Annotated in this window: 17 protein-coding genes; 6 read left to right on the top strand and 11 right to left on the bottom strand. The window is 74.1% G+C overall.

Annotated elements, in window-relative coordinates; all coding sequences use genetic code 11:
- Window positions 1–123: 123 nt before the first annotated feature.
- Window positions 124–2,304: a 4-alpha-glucanotransferase gene (malQ, locus tag ASE15_RS06125; protein WP_056762652.1), complete on the bottom strand. Its 2,181-nt coding sequence runs from the start codon at window positions 2,302–2,304 to the stop codon at window positions 124–126.
- A gap of 216 nt (window positions 2,305–2,520) precedes the next feature.
- Between malQ and ASE15_RS06130 the strand changes: the two genes are divergently transcribed.
- Window positions 2,521–3,624, top strand: a complete 1,104-nt coding sequence (locus ASE15_RS06130) for a mechanosensitive ion channel family protein (protein ID WP_056648567.1) — start codon at window positions 2,521–2,523, stop codon at window positions 3,622–3,624.
- A gap of 28 nt (window positions 3,625–3,652) precedes the next feature.
- On the opposite strand, the gene ASE15_RS06135 is transcribed toward ASE15_RS06130, so the two are convergent.
- The gene (locus ASE15_RS06135) at window positions 3,653–4,174 is read right to left on the bottom strand and encodes a glucose PTS transporter subunit IIA (protein WP_082618247.1); all 522 of its coding nucleotides are present in this window, start codon (window positions 4,172–4,174) and stop codon (window positions 3,653–3,655) included.
- Between the two features lie 9 nt (window positions 4,175–4,183).
- On the bottom strand, window positions 4,184–4,414 hold the full coding sequence (locus tag ASE15_RS06140) for a glucose PTS transporter subunit EIIB (RefSeq protein WP_056648565.1): 231 nt from the start codon (window positions 4,412–4,414) through the stop codon (window positions 4,184–4,186).
- A gap of 266 nt (window positions 4,415–4,680) precedes the next feature.
- Between ASE15_RS06140 and ptsP the strand changes: the two genes are divergently transcribed.
- The 5 genes from ptsP (at window position 4,681) to ASE15_RS06165 (ending at window position 10,613) form a co-directional block, all read left to right on the top strand.
- Window positions 4,681–6,372 (top strand): phosphoenolpyruvate--protein phosphotransferase, encoded by a 1,692-nt coding sequence (gene ptsP, locus ASE15_RS06145; protein WP_056762663.1) that lies wholly within the window; start codon window positions 4,681–4,683, stop codon window positions 6,370–6,372.
- A 144-nt stretch (window positions 6,373–6,516) separates the two neighbouring features.
- On the top strand, window positions 6,517–6,915 hold the full coding sequence (locus tag ASE15_RS06150; protein ID WP_056648978.1) for a globin: 399 nt from the start codon (window positions 6,517–6,519) through the stop codon (window positions 6,913–6,915).
- A 61-nt stretch (window positions 6,916–6,976) separates the two neighbouring features.
- Window positions 6,977–7,885 (top strand): acyl-CoA thioesterase II, encoded by a 909-nt coding sequence (locus tag ASE15_RS06155; protein WP_056648976.1) that lies wholly within the window; start codon window positions 6,977–6,979, stop codon window positions 7,883–7,885.
- A gap of 36 nt (window positions 7,886–7,921) precedes the next feature.
- A complete protein-coding gene (locus ASE15_RS06160; RefSeq protein ID WP_056762175.1) occupies window positions 7,922–8,920 on the top strand; it encodes a DNA topoisomerase IB in 999 nt (332 codons plus the stop codon).
- A 46-nt stretch (window positions 8,921–8,966) separates the two neighbouring features.
- Window positions 8,967–10,613, top strand: coding sequence for an SDR family oxidoreductase (locus ASE15_RS06165; RefSeq protein ID WP_056762177.1), 1,647 nt, complete (start codon window positions 8,967–8,969; stop codon window positions 10,611–10,613).
- Here ASE15_RS06165 and ASE15_RS06170 read toward each other — a convergent pair.
- The 8 genes from ASE15_RS06170 to ASE15_RS06205 all read right to left on the bottom strand — a co-directional run bounded on the left by ASE15_RS06170 (window position 10,597) and on the right by ASE15_RS06205 (window position 21,845).
- The gene (locus ASE15_RS06170) at window positions 10,597–11,418 is read right to left on the bottom strand and encodes a hypothetical protein (protein WP_056762179.1); all 822 of its coding nucleotides are present in this window, start codon (window positions 11,416–11,418) and stop codon (window positions 10,597–10,599) included. The genes ASE15_RS06165 and ASE15_RS06170 overlap by 17 nt on opposite strands.
- Window positions 11,419–11,488: 70 nt before the next feature.
- A complete protein-coding gene (locus ASE15_RS06175) occupies window positions 11,489–11,995 on the bottom strand; it encodes a thioesterase family protein (RefSeq protein ID WP_056762181.1) in 507 nt (168 codons plus the stop codon).
- Between the two features lie 91 nt (window positions 11,996–12,086).
- Window positions 12,087–13,673, bottom strand: a complete 1,587-nt coding sequence (locus tag ASE15_RS06180; protein WP_056762184.1) for a GTPase family protein — start codon at window positions 13,671–13,673, stop codon at window positions 12,087–12,089.
- Window positions 13,673–15,835, bottom strand: a complete 2,163-nt coding sequence (locus tag ASE15_RS06185) for a dynamin family protein (protein WP_056762186.1) — start codon at window positions 15,833–15,835, stop codon at window positions 13,673–13,675. The genes ASE15_RS06180 and ASE15_RS06185 overlap by 1 nt, the downstream gene beginning before the upstream one ends.
- A gap of 238 nt (window positions 15,836–16,073) precedes the next feature.
- Window positions 16,074–17,756 (bottom strand): energy-dependent translational throttle protein EttA, encoded by a 1,683-nt coding sequence (gene ettA, locus ASE15_RS06190; RefSeq protein ID WP_056648551.1) that lies wholly within the window; start codon window positions 17,754–17,756, stop codon window positions 16,074–16,076.
- 111 nt (window positions 17,757–17,867) lie between these two features.
- A complete protein-coding gene (locus ASE15_RS06195; RefSeq protein WP_056762190.1) occupies window positions 17,868–18,512 on the bottom strand; it encodes a single-stranded DNA-binding protein in 645 nt (214 codons plus the stop codon).
- A gap of 43 nt (window positions 18,513–18,555) precedes the next feature.
- Window positions 18,556–20,142: a GTPase gene (locus ASE15_RS06200; protein WP_056648547.1), complete on the bottom strand. Its 1,587-nt coding sequence runs from the start codon at window positions 20,140–20,142 to the stop codon at window positions 18,556–18,558.
- On the bottom strand, window positions 20,139–21,845 hold the full coding sequence (locus tag ASE15_RS06205) for a GTPase (RefSeq protein WP_056762192.1): 1,707 nt from the start codon (window positions 21,843–21,845) through the stop codon (window positions 20,139–20,141). The genes ASE15_RS06200 and ASE15_RS06205 overlap by 4 nt, the downstream gene beginning before the upstream one ends.
- Window positions 21,846–21,887: the final 42 nt, after the last annotated feature.

Genomic DNA, 21,887 nt, shown 5'->3' on the forward strand with positions numbered 1-21,887 from the left:
GGGGAAGGTCCCTCCACCCCGGCGTCCGTCGTTCCCGGCGCCTGCACGAGGTAGCGGGATCACGTCGACGTAGAGGGCCGGAACCCTCTGTCTCGACGGCAGGCCTCTACCCCGGCGACAGGATCAGGACAGCGCCTCGCGCATGACCTTCGCGAGCGAGAGCAGCCGGGCGTTGTCGAACAGGTCCTCGAGCAGCACCACGTTGCCGGACGGATCGCCCAGCGGCACCTTCCAGTTGGGGTACTCCTGGTCCGTGCCGGGCTGGTTCTGCGTGCGTCGCTCCCCCACGGCGTCCGCGAGCGAGACCCCGAGGAGTACCGCGGGCGACTGGGTGACCAGCACGTGCAGGGCCTCGACGAGCTCCCGCTCCGACGGGTCCTCGCCCACGAGCCCGCGCTCGACGAGCAGGCCGACCATCGTGTCGCGCTCCTCGCGCGCCTCACGGCGGACCACGTACGCGGGCTCGGTCAGCAGGCCGAGCCGTTCGCGCAGGTCCACGTGCTCGCCCGCGAGGTATCCGGCGGTCGGCGGCAGGTCGTGGGTCGTGATCGTGGCGAGCGCGAGCCGACGGTACGCCTCGGGAGGCAGCGGGCGCCCGCCCTCCCCCTTCTCGAACCACAGCACCGAGGTGCCGAGGATGCCGCGCTCGGTCAGGTAGTCACGGACCCAAGGCTCGAACACCCCGAGGTCCTCGCCGATCACGACCGCCCCGGCGCGCTGCGCCTCGAGGCACAGGATCCCGATCAGCGCCTCGTGGTCGTAGCGGACGTAGGCTCCCGCGTCGGCGCGCGCCGCTCCCGGGATCCACCAGAGCCGGAACAGCCCGATGATGTGGTCGACCCGGATCGCGCCCGCGTGCCGCAGCACGGTGCGCAGCAGGTCCCGGTACGGCGCGTAGCCGGCCTTGGCGAGCGCCTGCGGGTGCCACGGCGGCTGCGACCAGTTCTGGCCCTGCTGGTTGTACATGTCGGGCGGCGCGCCGACCGTCACGCCCCCGGCGAGCACGCCGCGGTGCGCCCACGCGTCCGCGCCGTGCGGGTGCACGCCCACCGCGAGGTCGTGCATGACGCCGATCGACATGCCGGCCTCGCGGGCCGTGCGCTGCGCGACCTCGAGCTGCTCGTCCGCGACCCACTGGAGCCAGCAGTAGAAGTCGACCTGGTCGTCGAGCTGCTCGCGCAGCGCCGCCACCCCGGGAGAGGACGGGTCGAGCGCGTACGGCGGCCAGTCCTGGTCACCGAAGTGGTCGGCGAGCGCGCACCACGTCGCGAAGTCCTCGAGCCCCTTGCCCTGCTCGGTGCGGAACGCGTCGAGCGCCGCCTGCCGGGCCGTCGAGCGCGGCGCGGCGAACACGACCTCGAGCGCAGCCTTCTTGGCCTCCCACGCGGCGTCGCGGTCGATCGGCCCGGGGTCGGAGCTGAGGTCGCGGACGGGGTCGAAGGCCCACTCGACGAGCGACCTGTCGGCCGCCGTGAGATAGCCCGTCTCGCGCACGTCCTCGACGCGGATGTACAGCGGGTTGACGAAGCGCCTGCTCGTGGGCAGGTAGGGCGAGGGCGTCATGGGGGTTCGTGGCTCGGCCGCGGCCAGGGGGTTCACGAGCACGAAGTCCGCACCGGCCCGGTGCGCGCCGAGCCATGCGAGGTCGGCGAGGTCCGCCAGGTCCCCGACGCCCCACGAGGCGCGCGAGCGCACCGAGTAGAGCTGCGTCATGAGGCCCCAGGCGCGGCCTCCTGAGCGCAGGGGATCAGGGAGCTCCAGGCGCTGCGGCGTCACGACGAGCGTCGCGCGGGACTGCGTGCCGTCGCTCGTCGCGTGGATCTCGTGCCACCCCAGGGGCAGGTCCTCGGGGACGGCGAAGGTCGCTCGGCCCACGGCGCGCCCGTCGACCGTGCGGGGCTCGACGTAGTCGTCGACCTGCGGCAGGTCGCGCCGTTCGCGCACCGCGGGGGCCGTCGACCGGTAGCCCGGCGCCTCGGGAGGCTCGAGCTCGACCCACACCTCGACCTGCGCGCCGTCCGTGACGTGCACGGGGAAGCGTGCGCCGACGCCCTGCCGGACGACGACCGTGGGCGGCAGCATCTGGCGCCACGTGTCGTCCTCGGAGTGCTCGAGGCTCACGGCGACCTTCTCGGGGGACGAGGCGGGCACCCCGAGCGCCTCGAGCACCGCGACGAGCGTCTGTGCGCTCACGGGGCGACGTTCCCCGTCGAACCCCCAGAAGTCGGGCGCCACTCCGTGGACCGCGGCCAGCTGGACCAGCGGTTCGGGCACGTCGGCCGTGACATGTTGGAGAGCGCTCACGAGGCGATCCTGCCAGAGCACGACCCGCTCGGCAGACCTTCGGCCCGGCGCGGCGCCGCGCCGGCCGCCGGACCGGCCGCCGGACCACGCCCGCCCCGCCCGTCGCAGGTCCCTCACGGCGTCTGCGCAGACCCCGCCCATGCTCTCCTGGTGAGGCTCGTCACGCGGGGTGCGCGACGCCGTCGGGCGCCCCGCGAGGACCGGTAGCCTGCCGGGATGGCATCACCGACCCCGACCCCCCTCGACGACGTCACTGACAAGATCGCAGACCAGGCCAACGTCTGGCTCGAGTGGTTCCTCGGTGCTCCCCTCCGGATCATCCTCATCATCGCGATCGGCTCGATCGCGCTCGCCGTGGTCCGGCGCATCATCGGCAACGTCACCGAGCACATCGCGGACGGCACCCCGATCACCGAGCGGCGCGGCATGAAGGGCCTCAAGGGCCTCTCCGAGTCGCCCATGGGCACCATCCTGGTGCGCGCCAACCCGCTCGCGAGCGCACGCCGCGCTCAGCGGGCCCGGACGATCGGGTCGGTCCTGCGCTCGACCGCCAACATCCTGGTCGGGACGACCATCGTGCTCATGGTCCTCACCGAGCTCGGCATGAACATCGCGCCGTTCCTCGCCTCGGCGGGGATCGTGGGCGTCGCGCTCGGGTTCGGCGCCCAGAGCCTGGTCAAGGACTTCCTGTCCGGCACGTTCATGCTGCTCGAGGACCAGTACGGCGTGGGCGACTCGGTCGACTTCGGGGTCGTGTCCGGGACGGTCGAGGAGGTCGCGCTGCGCGTGACCAAGGTCCGCGACGGCGACGGCACCCTCTGGTACATCCGCAACGGCGAGATCCTGCGCACGGGCAACAAGTCGCAGGAGTGGGGCCGGGCCTCGGCCGAGGTGCACGTCGCGTACTTCGCGGACCTCGACGAGGTCCAGCGGTGCCTGCGCGAGGCGGGCGCGGAGGTCGCCGCCGACCCCGTCCTGGGGACCTACCTCCTGGAGCAGCCGACCGTGTCCGGCATCGAGTCCATGAGCCCCGAGGAGCTCGTGCTCAAGGTCAGCGTCAAGACGCAGGCCTCGATGCAGGGCGAGATCTCCCGGGCACTGCGCAAGGCGGTCCGCGAGCGCCTCGCCGCGGCGCACGTCCCGATGGCCGGCGCCGAGGACCCCTCGACGACCGAGGCGGCCCCCGCGGACCAGCTGATCGTCCCTGTCCACGGGACGCCGCCCGCCCAGGTGTCGGCTCCCGCGGCCACGCCCCACGACGCGGCGCGTGCGGACGCCCCGCGCGAGGCGCCCCAGGACTCGCCGATGGCCGAGCGGTAGCCGGAAGCCGGTCCTCGGGCAGCGAGCCTCAGGACCAGGTCAGGACGGGTTCGCCAGCTGCGACCTGCGTCCCGGGTGCGACGAGCAGCGTGAGCAGCCCGGGATCCCCCTGGAGCGCGACCACCGGGCACACCGTGGACAGCCCGAGCGAGGCCACTCGCGCGGGCTCCCAGGTGATGAGCGTCGCGCCCGCGACGACCCGCTCGCCCGCCTCGACGTGGAGCCGGAAGCCCTCGCCGCCGAGCCGGACGGTGTCGATGCCGAGATGCACGAGGACCGTGCGTCCGTCACCGGTCTCGAGCGCGAACGCGTGCGGGAACAGGGACCCGACGACCCCCGCGACCGGCGACACGACCGCCGAGACCCCGGTCTCGTCCGTGCGGGGTTCGATCGCCAGCCCGGGTCCCACGAACTCCTGGGCGAACACCGGGTCAGGGACGTCCGCCAGCGCGACGACCGTCCCGGACAGCGGCGCTGCGACCACGAGGCCCGGCCCGTCGTCCGGCGAGCCGGGCCCCGTGGGCCGTGCGTCGTGTCCGCTGCGGGGCATCTGCTCGCGTCAGCGCAGGGTGTCGAGCTCGGCGGCGAGGTTGTCGGCCTCCGGGCCGACGATCACCTGGATGATCCGCCCCGACCGCACCACACCGAACGCCCCGGTGGCCTTGAGCCGCGCCTCGTCCACGAGCGTCGGGTTGGTCACCTCGACACGCAGCCGGGTGATGCAGGGTTCGAGGTCGACGACGTTCTGCTGTCCGCCGAGCGCCTCGAGGATCTGCTGTGCCTTGCTCATGTACGAACTCCTGACTCCTGTGCTGCGGGCGCCGTTGCCTGTGCGAAGGACTGCGAACAGGCCTCTCTCCTCCACCCTAGTCTCAGTCCGTGCCCGGGGGGCGTGAGGCGTGCGGGCGATTTCTCGGCGTCCTCGCACGCCCGACGGCGCCGCTCGCCTCGTGCGCGGCGGTCACCGCCCGCTTGGCGGTCCGCGTGCGGCTGGGGAACACTGCGGGAGAGGACACCGGCCGACCGCCGGACCCGACCAAGACCCTGGAGGACGACGTGGCCAGCGAGGTACAGCGGACCATCACCGGTATCGGGGTGTGCCCCGGCAAGGTCGTGGGACCGGTCGTCTTCCTGCCGGAACCGCTCGCGGAGCCCTCGCCCGGGCTCCGGTTGCGCCCCACCGCGGACCTGCAGGCCGAGGCCGACCGCATCCCGGTGGCCGCCGCTCAGGTCCAGGCGGACCTCGAGCGGGCCGCGGCAAGCGCGACGGGCGACACGCGCGACGTCCTCGAGGCCACGGCTGCCATGGCGGCCGACCCGACGCTCGCGGCCGACGCCGCGCGCCGCGTCATCGACGAGCACCTGATCGCCGAGCGGGCCGTCTGGGAGGCCGCCGAGTCCGTCGCGCAGCAGTTCGAGGCCCTGGGCGGATACTTCGCCGAGCGCGCGCGCGACATCGCCGACGTCCGCGACCGGATCGTCGCGGCGCTCTCGGGCAGGCCTGCCCCCGGCGTACCCGACCACCCCGAGCCGTTCGTGCTGGTCGCGCTCGACCTGGCTCCCTCGGTGACCGCGAGCCTCGACCCCGCCCGCGTCCTCGCGATCGTGACCGACGGCGCCGGACCCACCTCGCACACCGCGATCGTCGCGAACGCCATGGGTATCCCCGCGGTCGTCGCCGCGACGGGCGCGAGCGAGGCGCTCGCCGCCGGCGACACGGTCCTCGTGGACGGGTCCGCGGGCACGGTGCTGGTGCACCCCACCGACCAGCAGGTCGCCACTGCCCGGGCTCTGGCGGCGACCGTCCGCACGTTCTCGGGCGAGGGGCGCACGGCCGACGGCCACCGCGTCCAGCTCCTGGCCAACATCGGCGACCCTGCGGGAGCCGAGCCCGCCGCGGCGGCCGGAGCCGAGGGAGTGGGACTGTTCCGCTCCGAGTTCTGCTTCCTCGACCGCGAGCAGCCGCCCACGACCGAGGAGCAGGTCTCGGCGTACCGCACGGTCTTCCACGCGTTCGCCGGGCGCAAGGTCGTGATCCGCACGCTCGACTCGGGGGCCGACAAGCCGTTGCACTTCCTGTCGGTCGACGACGAGGAGAACCCCGCGCTCGGTGTGCGCGGCCTGCGCACGGCCGAGAAGTGGCCCGAGCTCCTCGAGCAGCAGCTCGAGGCCATCGCGATCGCCGCCGCGGCCGAGGAGGCCGAGGTCTGGGTCATGGCCCCCATGGTCTCGACCGTCGCCGAGACCGAGTGGTTCGTCGCGCGCTGCGCGGCGCACGGCCTCGAGACCGCGGGCGTCATGATCGAGGTCCCGAGCGCGGCCCTGCTGGCCGGCCCCATCCTCGCGCGAGCGCACTTCGCGTCGATCGGCACCAACGACCTGACGCAGTACACCATGGCGGCCGACCGTCTCCTGGGGTCGCTCGCCGAGCTCTCCGACCCGTGGCAGCCCGCGGTGCTCCAGCTCGTCGCCGCCACCTGTCGCGGTGGGGACCTGCAGGGACGACCCGTCGGCGTGTGCGGCGAGGCGGCCTCGAACCCCGTGCTCGCGGCCGTGCTCGTCGGGCTCGGGGTGTCCTCGTTGTCCATGACCGCGCGGGCGATCCCGGACGTCGCCGCGCTGCTCGGCGCGGTCACGATCGGCCGGTGCCGTGAGGTCGCCCAGCTCGCGCTCGCCGCCGAGAGCGCGACCGACGCGCGCGCCGTCGTGCGGGCTGCCCTGCCCCAGCTCGACGAGCTGGGGCTGTGAGGTGCACGGGAGCGGCGAGCGTCACGTCGTGACGGCACCCCAGGGCGTGACGCCGGGTGGGATGATGGCGGCGTGACCAGCGATCCTGTTCCCCACCCCGGCGCCTCGCCCGCGCCGCTCCCCGTGAGCGCCGCCGCCCCGCGGCTGCGCGAGTCGCTCGCCTCGACCGGCTCGTTCTACGACGAGATCGGCGGGCACGAGACCTTCGTGAAGCTCGTCGACGTCTTCTACGCGGGCGTCGCGGCGGACCCGGTGCTCAAGCCCATGTACCCCGAGGAGGACCTCGGCCCGGCCAAGGTCCGGCTGACGACGTTCCTCGAGCAGTACTGGGGCGGGCCCACCACGTACTCCGAGCAGCGCGGGCACCCGCGCCTGCGCATGCGCCACGCGCCGTACAAGGTGAACCCCGACGCGAGGGACCGCTGGCTCGCCCACATGCGCGCCGGCGTCGACTCCCTGGACCTCGCCCCGCTGCACGAGGCCACGCTCTGGGACTACCTGGAGCGTGCCGCCCACTCGCTGATCAACACCTTCGAGGAGTGACGTGACCGACGTGACGGCCCCCCGCGCCGACCAGTCCGAGCAACGCGACCAGACCCAGCCCCTGCGTACCAAGGTCACGGCCGACGAGCTCGCCCGTGACCCGCTGGGCAACCTGCTGCGCGCTCTCCAGCTCGAGGAGAAGCCGGCCGACGACTCGCGCTCGGACGGCGCCGACGTGCGCTTCGGCGGGTTGAGCGTCGACCAGCCCAACGCCCGGATCTACGGCGGCCAGGTGCTCGCCCAGGCGCTCATGGCCGCGGGCCTGACCGTCGAGGGCGACCGCCGTCCCCACTCGATGCACGGCTACTTCCTGCGCGCGGGCGACCTCGACGCCCCCATCGAGTTCGCGGTCGAGAAGCTGCGCGACGGCCGCTCGTTCAGCGCGCGCCGCACCCACGCGGTGCAGCACGGCAAGCCGATCCTGTCGATGATCGCCTCGTTCCAGGAGGAGCAGGACGGCGTCGAGCACACCTCGCCCATGCCTGAGGCCCCGGACCCCGAGACGCTCCCGTCGGCGTTCGACGAGCTCGGCAAGATCCCGCACCCCGCGGCCCGTTCGCGCTCGCACGAGGCCGCGTTCGACCTGCGGCACGTGGGCGGCTCGCTCTACCTGGGGCCCGGCGCCGAGCGCACCGACCAGCAGATGGTGTGGATGAAGGCGCGCGGCCCCGTCGAGGGCGACCAGCTCCTGCACCGCGCCCTCATGGCGTACGCGTGCGACCAGATCATGCTCGAGCCCGTGCTGCGCAAGACGGGGTCGAGCTGGGTCACGCCCGGGGCGTCGATCGCGAGCCTCGACCATGCGATGTGGTGGCACCGTGACGCGCGCGTCGACGAGTGGCTGCTCTACGTCCAGTCCTCGCCCAGCGCGCAGGGCGGGCGCGGCCTCGGCGCCGCCCGGGTCTTCACGCGCGACGGGACGCTCGTGGCGAGCATCGCGCAGGAGGGCATGCTGCGGCTGCCGGTCTGACGGGCGAGCCGCCCGGGCGCGGGGCAGGATGACCGGATGGTCCGCCTGCGCCGTGTCTCGGTCTCCTCGCCCGGGTACGGCCGACGCCGCCACGGGAAGGGCTTCTCGTACCTCGACGTCGACGGCTCCCGGCTGACCGACCGGGACGAGGTCGCGCGCTGCATGCGCCTGGTCGTCCCGCCCGCGTGGACCGACGTCTGGATCTGCCGCTACGCGAACGGGCACGTCCAGGCGTTCGGGTACGACGACGCGGGGCGTGGCCAGTACCTGTACCACGACCAGTGGCGCGAGCGCAGGGCCCGCCGCAAGTTCGACCACGTCCTCGCGGTGGGCGCCCGGCTTCCTGCCGCACGCCGGCGGGTCGCCAAGGACCTTGCGCTCGACGGGATGCCGCGGGACAAGGTCCTCGCGCTCGCGTTCCGGCTCCTGGACCTCGCGTACTTCCGGGCCGGCAGCGAGGCGTACGCGAAGCAGAACGGCAGCTACGGGCTCGCGACGCTGCGCACCGAGCACGTGCGCGTGCGGCGCGACGGCTCGGTCCACTTCCGCTACCCCGCGAAGTCGGGCCAGGTGCGCGACGTCGTCGTCGAGGACGAGCGCGTCCGCGAGGTCGTCACGACGCTCGTGCGGCGCCGCGGGGCCGACGAGCTGCTCGCCTGGCGCGAGGAGACGCCCGACGGCGTGGTCTGGCACGACGTCACGAGCACCGACGTGACCGGGTACCTCAAGGACCGCCTGGGCGAGGACGCGACCGCGAAGGACTTCCGGACCTGGCACGCGAGCGTCCTCGCGGCCCGCGCCCTGGCAGCGGCAGGCGACCCGCCCCGCTCGGCCCGCGCTCGACGGGCCGTGGTCGCGAGCGTGGTCCGGGACGTCGCCGACGAGCTCGGCAACACCCCGGCCGTCGCGCGGTCGTCGTACGTCGACCCGCGCCTGATCGACCTCTGGGAGGCCGGGCGGACCATCGCGCCGCTCCTGGGCAAGCGCCGGAGCCAGGCCGCGGTGGAGCGTGCGGTGCTGGACCTGCTGGGCTGACCCGCGGGTCGCGAGTCCCCGGCACCGGGGACACCATGGGAGCACCATGACCTCACCAGACGACACCGCTCCCCCGCCGACCGCGACCGCCCCTGCCGACCTGCCGACCGAGGGCTCCGCGCCGGCCCTCCTGACCGTCGCCGTCACGGGCGTCACGGGGTACGTCGGTGGTCGCCTGGTCCCCGAGCTCCTGGATGCCGGGCACCACGTCCGGGCGCTCGCCCGGCGGCCCGAGCGGCTGTCCGGACGCGACTGGGCGCAGCACGTCGACCTCGTGCAGGCCGACGCGTCGGACCTCGACCAGATCCGCGACGCGCTCCGAGGGGCCGACGTCGCGTACTACCTCATCCACTCCCTCGGCACGGGCAGCTCGTTCGCGGCCCGCGACCGGCGCACCGCGCTGACCTTCGCGCAGGCCGCCCGCGAGGCGGGCGTGGGCCGGATCGTCTACCTGGGCGGCCTGTTCCCCGACGTCGACGACGCCGAGCTGTCCCCGCACCTGGCCTCGCGCAAGGAGGTCGGGGAGATCCTCCTCGCCTCCGGGGTCCCGACGACGGTGCTCCAGGCCGCGGTGATCCTCGGCTCGGGCTCGGCCTCGTTCGAGATGATGCGCTACCTGACCGAACGGCTGCCCGCGATGACGACGCCGCGCTGGGTCGACAACCGCATCCAGCCGATCGCGATCCGTGACGTGCTGCGCTACCTGGTCGGCAGCGCCACGATGCCCGCGGACGTCTCGCGTGCGTTCGACATCGGCGGTCCGGACGTCCTGACCTACCGGCAGATGATGCAGGGCTACGCCCAGGTCGCCGGGCTCCCCCGTCGACTGATCGTGAGCGTCCCGGTCCTGACCCCGCGGCTGTCGAGCCACTGGGTGGGCCTCGTGACCCCCGTCCCCGCGAGCATCGCGCGCCCGCTCGTCGAGTCGCTCGTCCACGAGGTCGTGTGCGACGAGCACGACATCGCGCGGTACGTCCCGGACCCTCCCGGCGGGCTGATCGGCTTCCGGCGCGCGGTCGAGCTCGCGCTCGAGCGCATCCACGACGGCGAGGTGACCACCCGCTGGTCGTCGGCCGCCGTCGAGGGCGCGCCGAGCGACCCGCTGCCCTCGGACCCCGACTGGGCGGGCGGCTCGCTCTACGTCGACGAGCGGCGCCGCGTGGTCGACGCCCCGCCCGACGTCCTCTGGAAGGTCGTCGAGTCGATCGGGGGGCAGGGCGGCTGGTACTCGTGGTCGCTCGCGTGGCGGGTCCGCGGGCTCATGGACCGGTTGTCCGGAGGGCCGGGCCTGCGCCGAGGGCGCCGGGACGAGAACACGCTCGTGGTCGACGACGTCCTGGACTTCTGGCGCGTCGAGGCGATCGAGCCGGGGCGCCGTCTGCTGCTGCGCGCCGAGATGCGGCTCCCCGGCCTGGCATGGCTCGAGCTGCGCGTGGACGAGGCGGCCGAGGAGGTCACGGGGCCCGACGACGTCGGCCCCGCCCCCGAGGACGCGTCCGGCCCGGGCCGGACGTACTTCGCGCAGCGCGCGCTCTTCCACCCGCACGGGCTCGCGGGCCAGGCCTACTGGTGGTCCGTCAAGCCGTTCCACGGCGTGGTGTTCGGAGGCATGCAGAAGAACATCGCCGAGGCCGCCGAACGGGCAGCCGCCGCGACGCGCACGGCCGACCGGGTCGTCACTCCTCCGCGGTGAGCATCCGGTCCACGAGCGCGAACGCGGTCTCGCTCACGACCATGCCCGCGAGGGTCACGTCCGTGAGGTCCGCATAGTCCTCGATGAGCTCGCGGATGTCCTCGTCGAGCACGCCAGGCCGGTGGACCGCTCCGCGCGCCGGGACGGCCCCCGAGACGAGGTCGAACGCGAGCGAGGCGATCGCGGCGAGCAGGGGGTCGTCCGAGGCGATGAGCCGGGCGATCGCGGCCCGTCCGGCGAACGAGGTCGCCTCGCCCGTGACGGCCTGGACCGCGAGCAGCGCGACCTGCAGCGTGCGCGGCCCGCCGAGGAACGCGGCGTCCAGGCCGGGCAGCAGCTCCTGCGCGGCGAGCAGGACCTCGAGCTGGAGGTCGACCTGTTCGGCGGGCTCGCCGGGCAGGTGCGCGGCCCCCATGGTCAGCAGCAGGAGCGCGACGCCGCTGCGGACCTCCTCGGCCAGCCCCTCGTCGCGCACGACCGCGGCGAGAACACGCAGCGCGGGCAGCGACGCCTCGTAGAGCGCACCGTCGTGGTTGACGACCTGCCACAGCAGGTCGAGCGCCTCGTCGCGCTCGGGTCCCTCGGGCCCGACGACGGCGCGCACCAGGGCAGGGAACGCGTCGGCCGGGCCGAACGCCCCCTGGAGCCCCGGCCAGTCCACGGCGCCGAGCTCCGCCTCGACCTCGGAGACGGGAGGAATCACCCGCTGGTCGGCAGGCACTGCGGGCGCGGCGATCTCGGGTTCGACGGTCTCGCGTTCGGCGGTGACGGCCTCGGCCTCGCCGACGACCTCTACGGTGTCCACGCGCGCATCATGACATCTACCGGGGACATCCGTCACCGTCGGGTTCGTCACCACCCCTCTCAGCATCTCGTCAACGTCCCCTGCGCCGGAACTCCAGCGGGTCCTCGACGAACGGCTGCCAGGCCGCGCGCTCGGCGTCGGTGATGCGCCGCGGGGCCCCCGTCGACGCGTCGACGACCACGATCGTCGTCGCGGCCTTGGCGTAGGGGCGGCTCCCGATCGAGGGCCCTGTGCGCCCCGAGGGCTCGGGCCACTCGGTGTGCACCTCGTAGCAGACCTCGAGGCTCGCCCCGCCCAGGTGCCCGAGCCACATCTCGACGCGCACGGGGCTGCGCGTGAAGCCCAGCGGCCGCAGGTACTCGATCTCCTGGCGGGCGACGAGCGTGTGCGAGGTCGCGTGCGGGCCCGTGTCGAGCACGGCCGTGGGCCAGCTCTCCTCGACCGTGGCCTCGGGATGACGCCAGAAGGCCGTGATGCGGGCGTCCTCGAGGAGCCGGAGCATCTCGACGTTGTTGACGTGCTGGTAGGCGTCGAGGTCGGACCAACGCAGGGCGACGGGGACGTGCAGGCGGGTCATGGAAGTCCTTTCTTCGATTCCGCAGGGCCTCGCACCACGTCGCGGCCGATGGCTCGGGACGTGGGGGCACCCGGGCCACCCTACGCCCGCCTCACCCCGCCGCGATATGGGCAGCCACGCGGCACGTGGTCAGGGCCGAGAGCTCCTCGGCCACGGGCAGGCGCACCTGGCCGTCCGCGACCCGTCCGATGCTCTCCCGCAGCCTGCGCCGGGCGCGCGCGGCCCGCCGTCGGGCACCCAGCTCCCCCGCCAGGCGCGAGACGAGCGCCACGACCAGACCGACCAGCGCCCCGCCCACGACCATGAGCGTGGGCCACGGGAAGCCGCGCCAGGTCGGCGTCTCGGGGGCAGGCAGCTGGAGGTACGCCAGGACCGCGAGCACACCGAGCCACACCAGCCCCGCCACCAGCACGCCCAGCACGACCCACTGGACGAAGCTCACCACGCCCCACCAGAGGGGGCGCCGCGTGGCCTCGAGCTCGGTGCCGGCCACGGCGAGGTCGAGCGCGTCGTCCAGACCGTCGGTGCCCGCCGTGACCCGGGCCCGCGCGGCGAGCACCCAGTCCTCGGGGGCGCCCGTCGTCATGGTGCCGACGTACTCGCGGACCGCGACGTGGGCGCGGGCAGCGAGCGTGGGCGAGGCGGGCGGGAGCGAGGTGCGCGCGAGCTCGGGCCGGTCCGTGCCGCGCGTCAGGCCGAGCCTGCGCAGCGGGTCCACGCGCAGCCGCCCGATCCAGCGCGTGGGGGGCCAGCCGGTCGCGGCCCGGGCGCGCCGGTTCGCCGACCCCCGCACGGCGTCCACGACCGTGGGCACCCCGGCCGCGGCCTCGAGCGCGTCGACGAGCCGCTCGCGCGCGGCCTTCTGCGAACGGTCGGGGACCTTGTCGCCGCACGCGTCCGCGATCCGTGCCGCGACCGTGCGCAGGTCCGCGACCATGCGTGCGACGGCCGCCTCGCGCCGCGCCGCAGCCTGGTCCAGGAGGGCGTCGAGCTCGTCGATCCCCTGGCCCGTGGTCGCCGAGACGCCCAGCACGCGGGCCGCCGCGAGCCCGTCCTCGGCCACGAGGCGGCGCAGGTCCGCGAGGCACGCGGTCGCCTCCTCGGGGGTCAGCCGGTCGATCTGGTTGAGCACGACCACGACGACGTCGCCGTGCCCCGCGAGCGGGCGCAGGTAGCGCTCGTGCAGCGCCGCGTCGGCGTACTTCTGCGGGTCCACGACCCACACCAGCAGGTCGACCCGCTCGACGAGCCGCTCGGCGATCGCCCGGTGCTCGGTCTCGACCGAGTCGTGGTCGGGCAGGTCGAGCAGCACGAGGCCCCGGGTGGCCACGGTCGCACGGTCGGCGGCGTGGTGCCGGTCCCCGACCTCGAGCCAGCTCAGGAGCGGGTCCGCGCCCGGGCCCCAGACGACCGCCATGGGGCGCGACGTCGTCGGGCGCGTGATGCCCGGGCGCGCGAGCGGCGCCCGGGCGATCGCGTTGAACAGCGACGACTTGCCCGACCCGGTCGAGCCCGCGAGCGCCACGACCGTGTGCTCGGCCGACAGCGCGCTGCGCCTGGCCGTGCGCTCCAGGACCGCCCGGGCGTCGTCGAGGAGCGGGGCGGGCAGGCGGCCCTCGCCCGCGGAGACCGCGGTCTCGAGCGCGGCGACCCGGTCGGCGAGGTCGAGGCGGGCCATCAGCGCCCGTCCCCGGGCTCGTCGGTCGAGGGCTCCTCGGTCGTGTCGGCCGGGCGCGCGCCGAACAGGCGTCGCCAGAAGCCGGGGCGCTCGGTGCCCGGCGCCTCGTCCGCGGGGGCGTCGGGGGTCTGCGGGTCGCGCGCGTGCGCCCCGCGCAGGGCCCCGGCCTGCCCGACGACGGAGCCGGGGTCCTGCGCGCCGTTCACGTCCGCGGCACGGGCCTTCTGCTCGCGCCGCGCGGCCCGGCGCACCTCCTCGGCCGCGGCTCGCAGCGGGGTACCGGTCGCGTCCCCCGTGCCGAGCGCGTCGAGCTGGGACGTGAAGCGTCGGGCCTCGCCGTCGAGCACGGCCCCGACGCGGGCCGAGAGACGGTCCTGGGCCGTGCGCGTGAGCCGGCGCACGGCGTCGTCGCCGAACACGGCCTCGAGGAGCTTCTGGGCGAGCACCGCCGTGCCCCCCGCGATGCCGAGCTCGGCCCCGGTGATCCCGCCCGTCGACGCGAAGACCAGGACCATGAGCGAGACGCCCAGCCCGTTGAGCCCGAACGACAGGGCGCGGGCCGTGCCCCGCTTGGCCGCGGCCTGCTCGCTCACGAGCGCGAGGACGTCCGCCTGCCAGCCCCGGATCTCCTCGGCGACCCGCGTGCGCAGCGTGCCCGACGCGCGGGACAGGTCCAGCCCGTCGAGCAGCGCGGCCCCCGAGGGGTCGGCACGCCATGCGCGGTAGCTGCGCTCGGCGGCCTCCTCGGCAGCGTCGAGCACGACCGACTCCAGCCCGTGCGTGATGGCCTCCTCGACCTCGGGGACCTTACGTCCCTTGCCGCGGAAGAAGCCGCTGACCGCGTCACGGACCGAGCCGACCTTCTGCTCGACGGCGCGGAAGAACTCGCCCGTCCCGACGAAGTCCTGCCAGCGAGAGAGCACCTCGCCGCGCAGCATGGTGCCGTCGCTCGTCGCGGCGAGGATCGTCCGACGTGCGTCCTCGTACGCAGCGCCGACAGCCGCGCGCAGGTGTCCGTCGGCCTCGTGCTGCGCGTCGACCGCGCCCGCGAGGTCGGTCGCGCGGCGCACCAGGTCGTCGACCACGCCGTCGCGCGTCGCGTCGATCACGGCCGAGCGCGCGCCCGCGTCGCCACCGAGGGCCGTGAGCCAGCGCGAGATCTCCCCCACCGCGGTCTCGGGGAGGAGCCCGTCGACGAGCTGCGCCTCGGGCACCAGGAAGATCGGCGCGTGCCCGAGGCCGTTCTCGGAGGCCAGGCGGTGCAGGTCCGCGCCCACGGCCTCGGCGCCGGGGTCGACCCGGTCGAGCACGAGGGCCACCTGGGCGCGGCGGCGGGCGGCCTCGTGGAGCAGGTCCCACGGCACGGCGTCGGCGTAGCGCGCGGCCGTCGTGACGAAGAGCCAGAGGTCCGCAGCACCGAGGAGCTGTGCCGCGAGCTCGCGGTTCTCGACCACGACCGAGTCGACGTCCGGTGCATCGAGGAGCGCGAGGCCCTGCGGCAGGACCTCGGACGCGACCAGGCGCACCGCGCGGTGCGACGACGCGCCGTCGGTGTGGTCGACCGCACCGGTCACGCGGGCGAGCCCGGGCAGGATGCGGTCGGTGCTGAACCAGCGCCCGTCCAGGGGATGGTGCACCAGCACGGGCGAGCGCGTCGTGGGACGCAGCACCCCGGGCGTCGTGACCTTCTCCCCCAGGACCGAGTTCACGAGCGTGGACTTGCCCGCTCCCGTCGAGCCGCCCACGACCACGAGCAGCGGGGCGCTGCGGGCTCGCAGGCGCGGCAGCAGGTAGTCGTCGAGCTGGTCGACCGCGAGCGCGAGGGTCCGACGGTCCTCCTCGACCCCGGGCGTCGTCAGCGGCAGGCGCTGCGCGGTGAGCTCGCCGCGCAGGACGTCGAGGGCCGCGACGAGCTCGTCCGTGCCGGCCTGCGGAGCGCGCACGAGCGACCGCTCGACCACCGGGTCTGCGTCGGCGACGTGCCGACCGTGACCGCTCTCGTCGAGCGAGGGGCCGGGCGCCGGGGCGCCGAGGTCCTGACCGGTTCCGCCGGGACCCGCGCCGGTGCCGGGCGCGCCCGGCCCGTCGCCGCTCGTGCGCGCGGCACCGCCGTCGGGGTCACCGCCGACGGTCCGGCCTGCGTCGTCGCTCGGGATGGTCATGGGCCTCAGTCTGCCGGACCCGGCAGCCGAGCGACCGGTGAGCGCGCCGCGGGCGCCGGGTGACGTCGGGCCGGAGCGCGTGGGGCCGGACGGGACAGGCTTGATCGGCCGGGCAGGGAGGAGCGCCGAGGGCGGCCGGTCCAGCCCGCGGGGCGGCACGGTCCACGCGAGAGGGCCCCGACGAATCCTCGTCGGGGCCCTCTCCGCCGCCGGCAGGGCGGCACGCGTCAGCGACGGGTCAGTCGCGCGTCAGCTTGCGGTACGTGACGCGGTGCGGGCGCGCGGCGTCCGCACCGAGGCGGCTGATCTTGTTCTCCTCGTACGAGGCGAAGTTGCCCTCGAACCAGTACCAGTTCGCCGGGTCCTCCTCGGTGCCCTCGTACGCGAGGATGTGCGTCGCGACGCGGTCGAGGAACCACCGGTCGTGCGAGACCACGACGGCGCAGCCGGGGAACTCGAGCAGGGCGTTCTCGAGCGAGCCGAGGGTCTCGACGTCCAGGTCGTTGGTGGGCTCGTCGAGCAGCAGGAGGTTTCCACCCTGCTTGAGGGTCAGCGCGAGGTTCAGACGGTTGCGCTCACCACCCGAGAGCACGCCGGCCGGCTTCTGCTGGTCCGGCCCCTTGAAGCCGAACGCCGCCACGTATGCCCGGGAGGGCATCTCGACGTTGCCGACCTTGATGAAGTCGAGCCCGTCCGAGACGACCTCGAACAGCGTCTTCTTGGGGTCGATCCCGCCACGCGACTGGTCGACGTAGGAGATCGACACGGTCTCGCCGACCTTGAGGTCGCCGCCGTCGAGGGGCTCGAGGCCCACGATCGTCTTGAACAGCGTCGTCTTGCCGACACCGTTCGGACCGATCACGCCGACGATGCCGTTGCGCGGCAGCGTGAAGCTGAGCCCGTCGATGAGCTTGCGCCCGTCGAAGCCCTTCTGCAGGTTCGAGGCCTCCAGGACGACCGACCCCAGGCGCGGGCCCGGCGGGATCTGGATCTCCTCGAAGTCCAGCTTCCTGGTGCGGTCCGCCTCGGCAGCCATCTCCTCGTAGCGCGCCAGACGCGCCTTCGACTTGGTCTGGCGGCCCTTCGCGTTGGAGCGGACCCACTCGAGCTCGTCCTTCAGACGCTTCGCGAGCTTCTGGTCCTTCTTGCCCTGGATCGCCAGGCGCTCCTGCTTCTTCTCCAGGTACGTGGAGTAGTTGCCCTCGTAGGGGTACAGGCGCCCGCGGTCGACCTCGCAGATCCACTCCGCGACGTGGTCGAGGAAGTAGCGGTCGTGGGTCACGGCGAGGATCGCGCCGGGGTACGACGCGAGGTGCTGCTCGAGCCACAGGACCGACTCGGCGTCCAGGTGGTTGGTGGGCTCGTCGAGGAGCAGCAGGTCGGGCTTCTCGAGGAGGAGCTTGCACAGGGCGACACGGCGACGCTCACCACCCGAGAGCACCGACACGTCGGCGTCCGGCGGCGGGCAGCGCAGCGCGTCCATGGCCTGCTCGAGCTGCGAGTCGAGGTCCCACGCGTCGGCTGCGTCGATGGCCTCCTGGAGGGTGCCCATCTCGGCGAGCAGCGCGTCGAAGTCGGCGTCCGGCTCTGCCATGAGCGCCGAGATCTCGTTGAAGCGGTCGAGCTTGCCCTTGATCTCGGCCACGCCCTCCTCGACGTTGCCGAGGACCGTCTTCTCCTCGTTCAGCGGCGGCTCCTGCAGCAGGATGCCGACCGAGTACCCGGGCGAGAGCCGGGCGTCGCCGTTCGAGGGTTGCTCCAGCCCGGCCATGATCTTCAGGATCGTGGACTTACCGGCACCGTTGGGGCCGACCACACCGATCTTGGCACCGGGAAGGAAGTTCAGGGTGACGTCGTCGAGGATGACCTTGTCACCGTGCGCCTTGCGCGCCTTGTACATGGAGTAGATGAACTCAGCCACTGGCTCTGTTCCACCGTTCGATCGCTCGCGGGATGCTGTGCGCCCGCCCCGGACCCGGGGTGCCCCAGGTGGGGCGGGCGTCTTCGACCCCTCAGCCTACGCGGTCGGGGTTCAGCGCGTCGCCAGGAGCTCGCGGGTCACGCCATCCTGGTCGACGTCGCCGTCCTCGTCGTCCGCGTGACCGTCGTCCGCGGCGAGCAGCCCGAGCGCGTCGTCGACCAGGCCGTGCTCGGCGTCGTCGTCCTCGGTGACGGGCTCCCCCAGCGCGCCCAGGTCCCACTCCGTGTCGCCGCCCGCGACGGCGAGGAGGCCCAAGGTGTTCTCGCTGCCGGCCCCCGGCTCGGGGGCGGCAGCCGCCTGGCCGTGCGCGGCGCCGTCGGGCGTGGTGGGGCGGTGGACCGTGGGCGAGAAGCGCGCCTGTCCCCGCGTGAGGTCCGGGCCCAGGGCGCTCGCCTCGATCACGAGGTTGGTGCGAGGCCCCTCGGGGCTGGTCCACTCGTCGACAGCGAGACGCCCCGTGACGACGACCGCGTCGCCCTTGCGCAGCGAGGCCACGACGTTCTGGGCCATGCCCCTCCACGCCTTGACGGTGAACCAGATGGTCCGTCCGTCGACCCACTCGCCGCGCGTGCGGTCGAGGTAGCGCGTGGTGCTCGCGATGCGGAAGCTCGTGAAGTCGTTGCCGGTCGGGGACGCGAACAGCTTGGGGCTCGTGCCCATGAAGCCTGCCAGCGTGACCGTGACGTCGTTGCCCATCGTTCCTCCTGGGTGCGGGGCCGGCCTGGTGCCGACCGCGACCTCAGGCTGACGGTTCGCGCGCAGCGGTGTCCGGGGACGTCGAGCCGTCTGTGGACGGAGCGACCAGATCGTGGGCTGTGGGCAAGCTCAACGCCCCGGTGAGCGGTGCGGTCCTGCCCGTGTCGCGTGCGGACTGGGCGAGCTCGCGCACGCGCCGGTGCTCGTCGAGCAGCTTCTGCGTGGGCTTGCCCATGGTCTCCTGGACCACTCGCTCGACCGCTCCGCGGCCCGAGGCCAGCACGGTCGCCTCGCGCCGACGGGCCAGGGTCCGACGGATCTGGATCCCCGCGAGGAAGAAGCCGAGCGCCACCAGGACCGCCGCGCCCGCCACGATCGCGGACGCAGCGACGATCGTCCGGTCGAGGTCCAGCACGCCCGACGAGCTGAGGATCGCGAGCGCCCCCGTGACGACGGCCACGCCGATGGCCACGAGCGCGGTCGTGCGCGTGGCACGGGCCGAGGACGGCCCGCGCGTGTCGAGCGAGACCTTGGACAGCGCCCGCTGGGTGTCCTCGACCAGGCGGTCCGCCGGGGCGACGGCCTCGTCGAGCGCCTGCTTCCAGCCCGGGCGCAAGGACTTGCCGGCGCGCGCGAGCCACCGGCTGCGCGAGAGCGCGACCGCGTCGGTCTGCGGCGGCGCGAACTCGGGGCGGCCGTACCCGTTGCGTACGGCCGCGGCGACCTGACCTGCCACGGCCGAGAGCCCGGTCGCCTCGCCGATCGCGGAGACCTCCTCGTCGACCGCGGTGCTCATGGTCCACGGCACCTCGCCCGGGGTCTGCTCGAGCAGCAGAGCCCCCGCGCGGTCGAGCTCGCCCGCGACCCGGCTCGCGGCCACGCTGCGTCGGGCCACGGCCTGCTGCAGCAGCTCACGCACCTGGCCGAGCCCCTCGCCCGTGCGGGCCGAGACCATGGTCACGTACACCCCGGACAGCCCGTCCTCCTCGAGGAGGCGACCCATGTCCGCGACGAGGTTGCCGCGCTGGGTGGTCGGGACGGTGTCGATCTGGTTGAGCGCCACGACCATCGACGCCTCGAGCCCGACCGACTTCTGCAGGTAGCCCGAGTGCAGCGCGTCGTCGGCGTACTTCTGGGGGTCCACGACCCACACGAGCAGGTCCACGAGCGGCAGGACGCGGTCGACGACCGCCTGGTGCGCGGGCTCGATCGAGTCGTGGTCCGGCAGGTCGAGCAGGACCAGCCCGTCGAGGCCCTCCTCGGCGTCCCCGTCGAGCTCGCTGCCCCGCGTGATGCGCCGCTCCGGGTCGACCTCGAGCCAGTCCAGGAGCGCCGTGGCCTGGTCGCTCCACGAGCACGCCGTGATGCGGGCCGTCGTGGGGCGCTTGGCACCGACGTCGGCGAAGTTCAGGCGCGAGATGCGGTTGAACAGGCTCGACTTGCCCGAGCCCGTGCCGCCCGCGAGCGCCACGACCGTGTGGTCGACGCCCAGGGCGAGGCGCTCGCGCACCCCGCCGATCGCGGTCCGGATGCGGTCCGCGACCTCGGGGTCGAGCCGGTCGCCCGCGAGGTCGAGGGCCTTGCCGAGGTCGTCCGCGCGGGACCTGAGCTGAGAGTCGTGGGACGTCATGAGAGCCTCCTGAGCTCAGCGAGGCGCAGGCGCAGCCCGACGGCGGCATCCGGCGCGAGGGCGGGGATGTCGAGGCGTTCCAGCAGGTCGACGGGTTCGCGGGCCACCATCGCGGCGGCGCGGTCGGCGAGGTCCGAGGCCAGGGTCTGCGCCGAGGCGACCCCCGGCTCGCCGAGCAGGGCCTGCACGAGGCGCGTGGCGTCGTCGACCCCTGCGGCGGACGTGAGGAGCAGCGCGACGAGCCCCGTGGGCCCGAGCGCCTTGACCGCGGCCTCTGCCCTGCGGTTCTCGGCGCTGTCCTGCGGGGTGACGCCCGGCTCGTCGATGCCGCGCAGGGCCTCGACCGCACGCTCGGCGACCGAGACCCACTCGTGGACCTGGGTTGCGGCGGCCTTCTCGCGCGCCGCCTCACGGGCCGGGTCGCCGTGCTCGGGCGCGAACGCAGGACCCCCGGGAGGCGCGTCCGGGCCGGTGAGCGCAGCGCGCAACGCGTCGTCGGCGCTCGAGCCGGCAGCGACCAGCGTGCGCGTCGCCGCGGCGCGGACCTCGTCGAGGAGCGGTTCGAGCGCTGCCTCACGTGCACGCCCGCGGCGCTTGGTCGAGCGCGCCAGCCCGTGGCGCACCTTGAGACGGTCGATCTTCTCGGCGCTCGCGAGCTGGGCCCAGCGCGAGGCGACCGAGCCCTCCGCGACGACGCCCGCGGCGACGGACGCTCGGGCCGAGGCCTCGGCGTCGGGCAGGGCCTTCTCGATCGTGCCGCGCAGCACCTCCGCGGCCTCGACCTGCTGCTGGACCGCGTCCGCGATGCCCGTGACCCACGCCGGGAGCGCGGCGAGCGATCCCTTGAGCGTGCGCACGATCACGGCGCGCGACCTGTCCGGCCCCGCGAGCATGGTCAGCCACCGGGCGATGGGGGTCACGGTCGCGCGGTCGAGCATGCCCTCGTGCGGCCCGACGTCGGGGATCACGAAGAGCGGCACACCTTCCATGCCGTGCTCGCGCAGGCGGGCCAGGAGGTCGCCGCGGATGGTCGTGAGGTTGTGCTGCGGGACGCGGTTGAGGACCATCGCGACGCTCGCGCCACGCTCCATGGCCTGTCCGAGCGCGACCCAGGGCAGGGCGTCGCCGTAGCGCGCCGCCGTGGTCACGAAGAGCCACAGGTCTGCGGCCTCGAGGAGCTGGGCTGCGGTCGAGCGGTTCTCCGCGAGGAGCGAGTCGAGGTCCGGGGCGTCCAGGAGCGCGGTGCCGCGCGGGACGCCGTCGTGCTCGACGACGCGCGACATCGCGGTCGTGGGGCTGTGGACCAGGACGTCGACGTCGAGCGGGTTGTAGGCGAACACCGGCTCGCGCGTCGTGGGGCGCAGCACGCCCGCCTGCGAGACCTCCTCGCCCAGCAACGAGTTGTACAGCGTCGACTTGCCCGCGCCCGTCGACCCGGCGATCACCACGACCGCCGGGGAGGACAGCTCCTTGAGGCGCGGGAGCAGGTGCTCGTCGAGCTGGTTCAGCAGGCGCCGGCGGGCGGCCTCCGCCTCCTCGACCCCGTCGAGGACCAGCGGAAGCTCGACCTCGGCCACGTCGCGGCGCAGGTCACGGCCCACGTCGAAGACCGTCGTCCCGATCTCCTCAGGGGTGTTGCCGGGCGTCCTGCCCGAGGCGGGGGTTGCCCGCGGGGCACGGTCGGCAGCATGTCGGGTCGTCACCCGTTCATCTTCTGTGGTTCCCGAGGCGATGCCAAACGCGCG

This window comes from Oerskovia sp. Root22, assembly GCF_001429135.1.
Lineage (GTDB): Bacteria > Actinomycetota > Actinomycetes > Actinomycetales > Cellulomonadaceae > Oerskovia > Oerskovia enterophila.

Coding starts and splice junctions, on each gene's coding strand:
- ASE15_RS06130 (WP_056648567.1), top strand. CDS start 2,521: ATGGCATCACCGACCCCGACCCCCCTCGACGACGTCACTGACAAGATC.
- ASE15_RS06135 (WP_082618247.1), bottom strand. CDS start 4,174: ATGCCCCGCAGCGGACACGACGCACGGCCCACGGGGCCCGGCTCGCCG.
- ASE15_RS06140 (WP_056648565.1), bottom strand. CDS start 4,414: ATGAGCAAGGCACAGCAGATCCTCGAGGCGCTCGGCGGACAGCAGAAC.
- ASE15_RS06160 (WP_056762175.1), top strand. CDS start 7,922: ATGGTCCGCCTGCGCCGTGTCTCGGTCTCCTCGCCCGGGTACGGCCGA.
- ASE15_RS06165 (WP_056762177.1), top strand. CDS start 8,967: ATGACCTCACCAGACGACACCGCTCCCCCGCCGACCGCGACCGCCCCT.
- ASE15_RS06175 (WP_056762181.1), bottom strand. CDS start 11,995: ATGACCCGCCTGCACGTCCCCGTCGCCCTGCGTTGGTCCGACCTCGAC.
- ASE15_RS06180 (WP_056762184.1), bottom strand. CDS start 13,673: ATGGCCCGCCTCGACCTCGCCGACCGGGTCGCCGCGCTCGAGACCGCG.
- ASE15_RS06185 (WP_056762186.1), bottom strand. CDS start 15,835: ATGACCATCCCGAGCGACGACGCAGGCCGGACCGTCGGCGGTGACCCC.
- ASE15_RS06195 (WP_056762190.1), bottom strand. CDS start 18,512: ATGGGCAACGACGTCACGGTCACGCTGGCAGGCTTCATGGGCACGAGC.
- ASE15_RS06200 (WP_056648547.1), bottom strand. CDS start 20,142: ATGACGTCCCACGACTCTCAGCTCAGGTCCCGCGCGGACGACCTCGGC.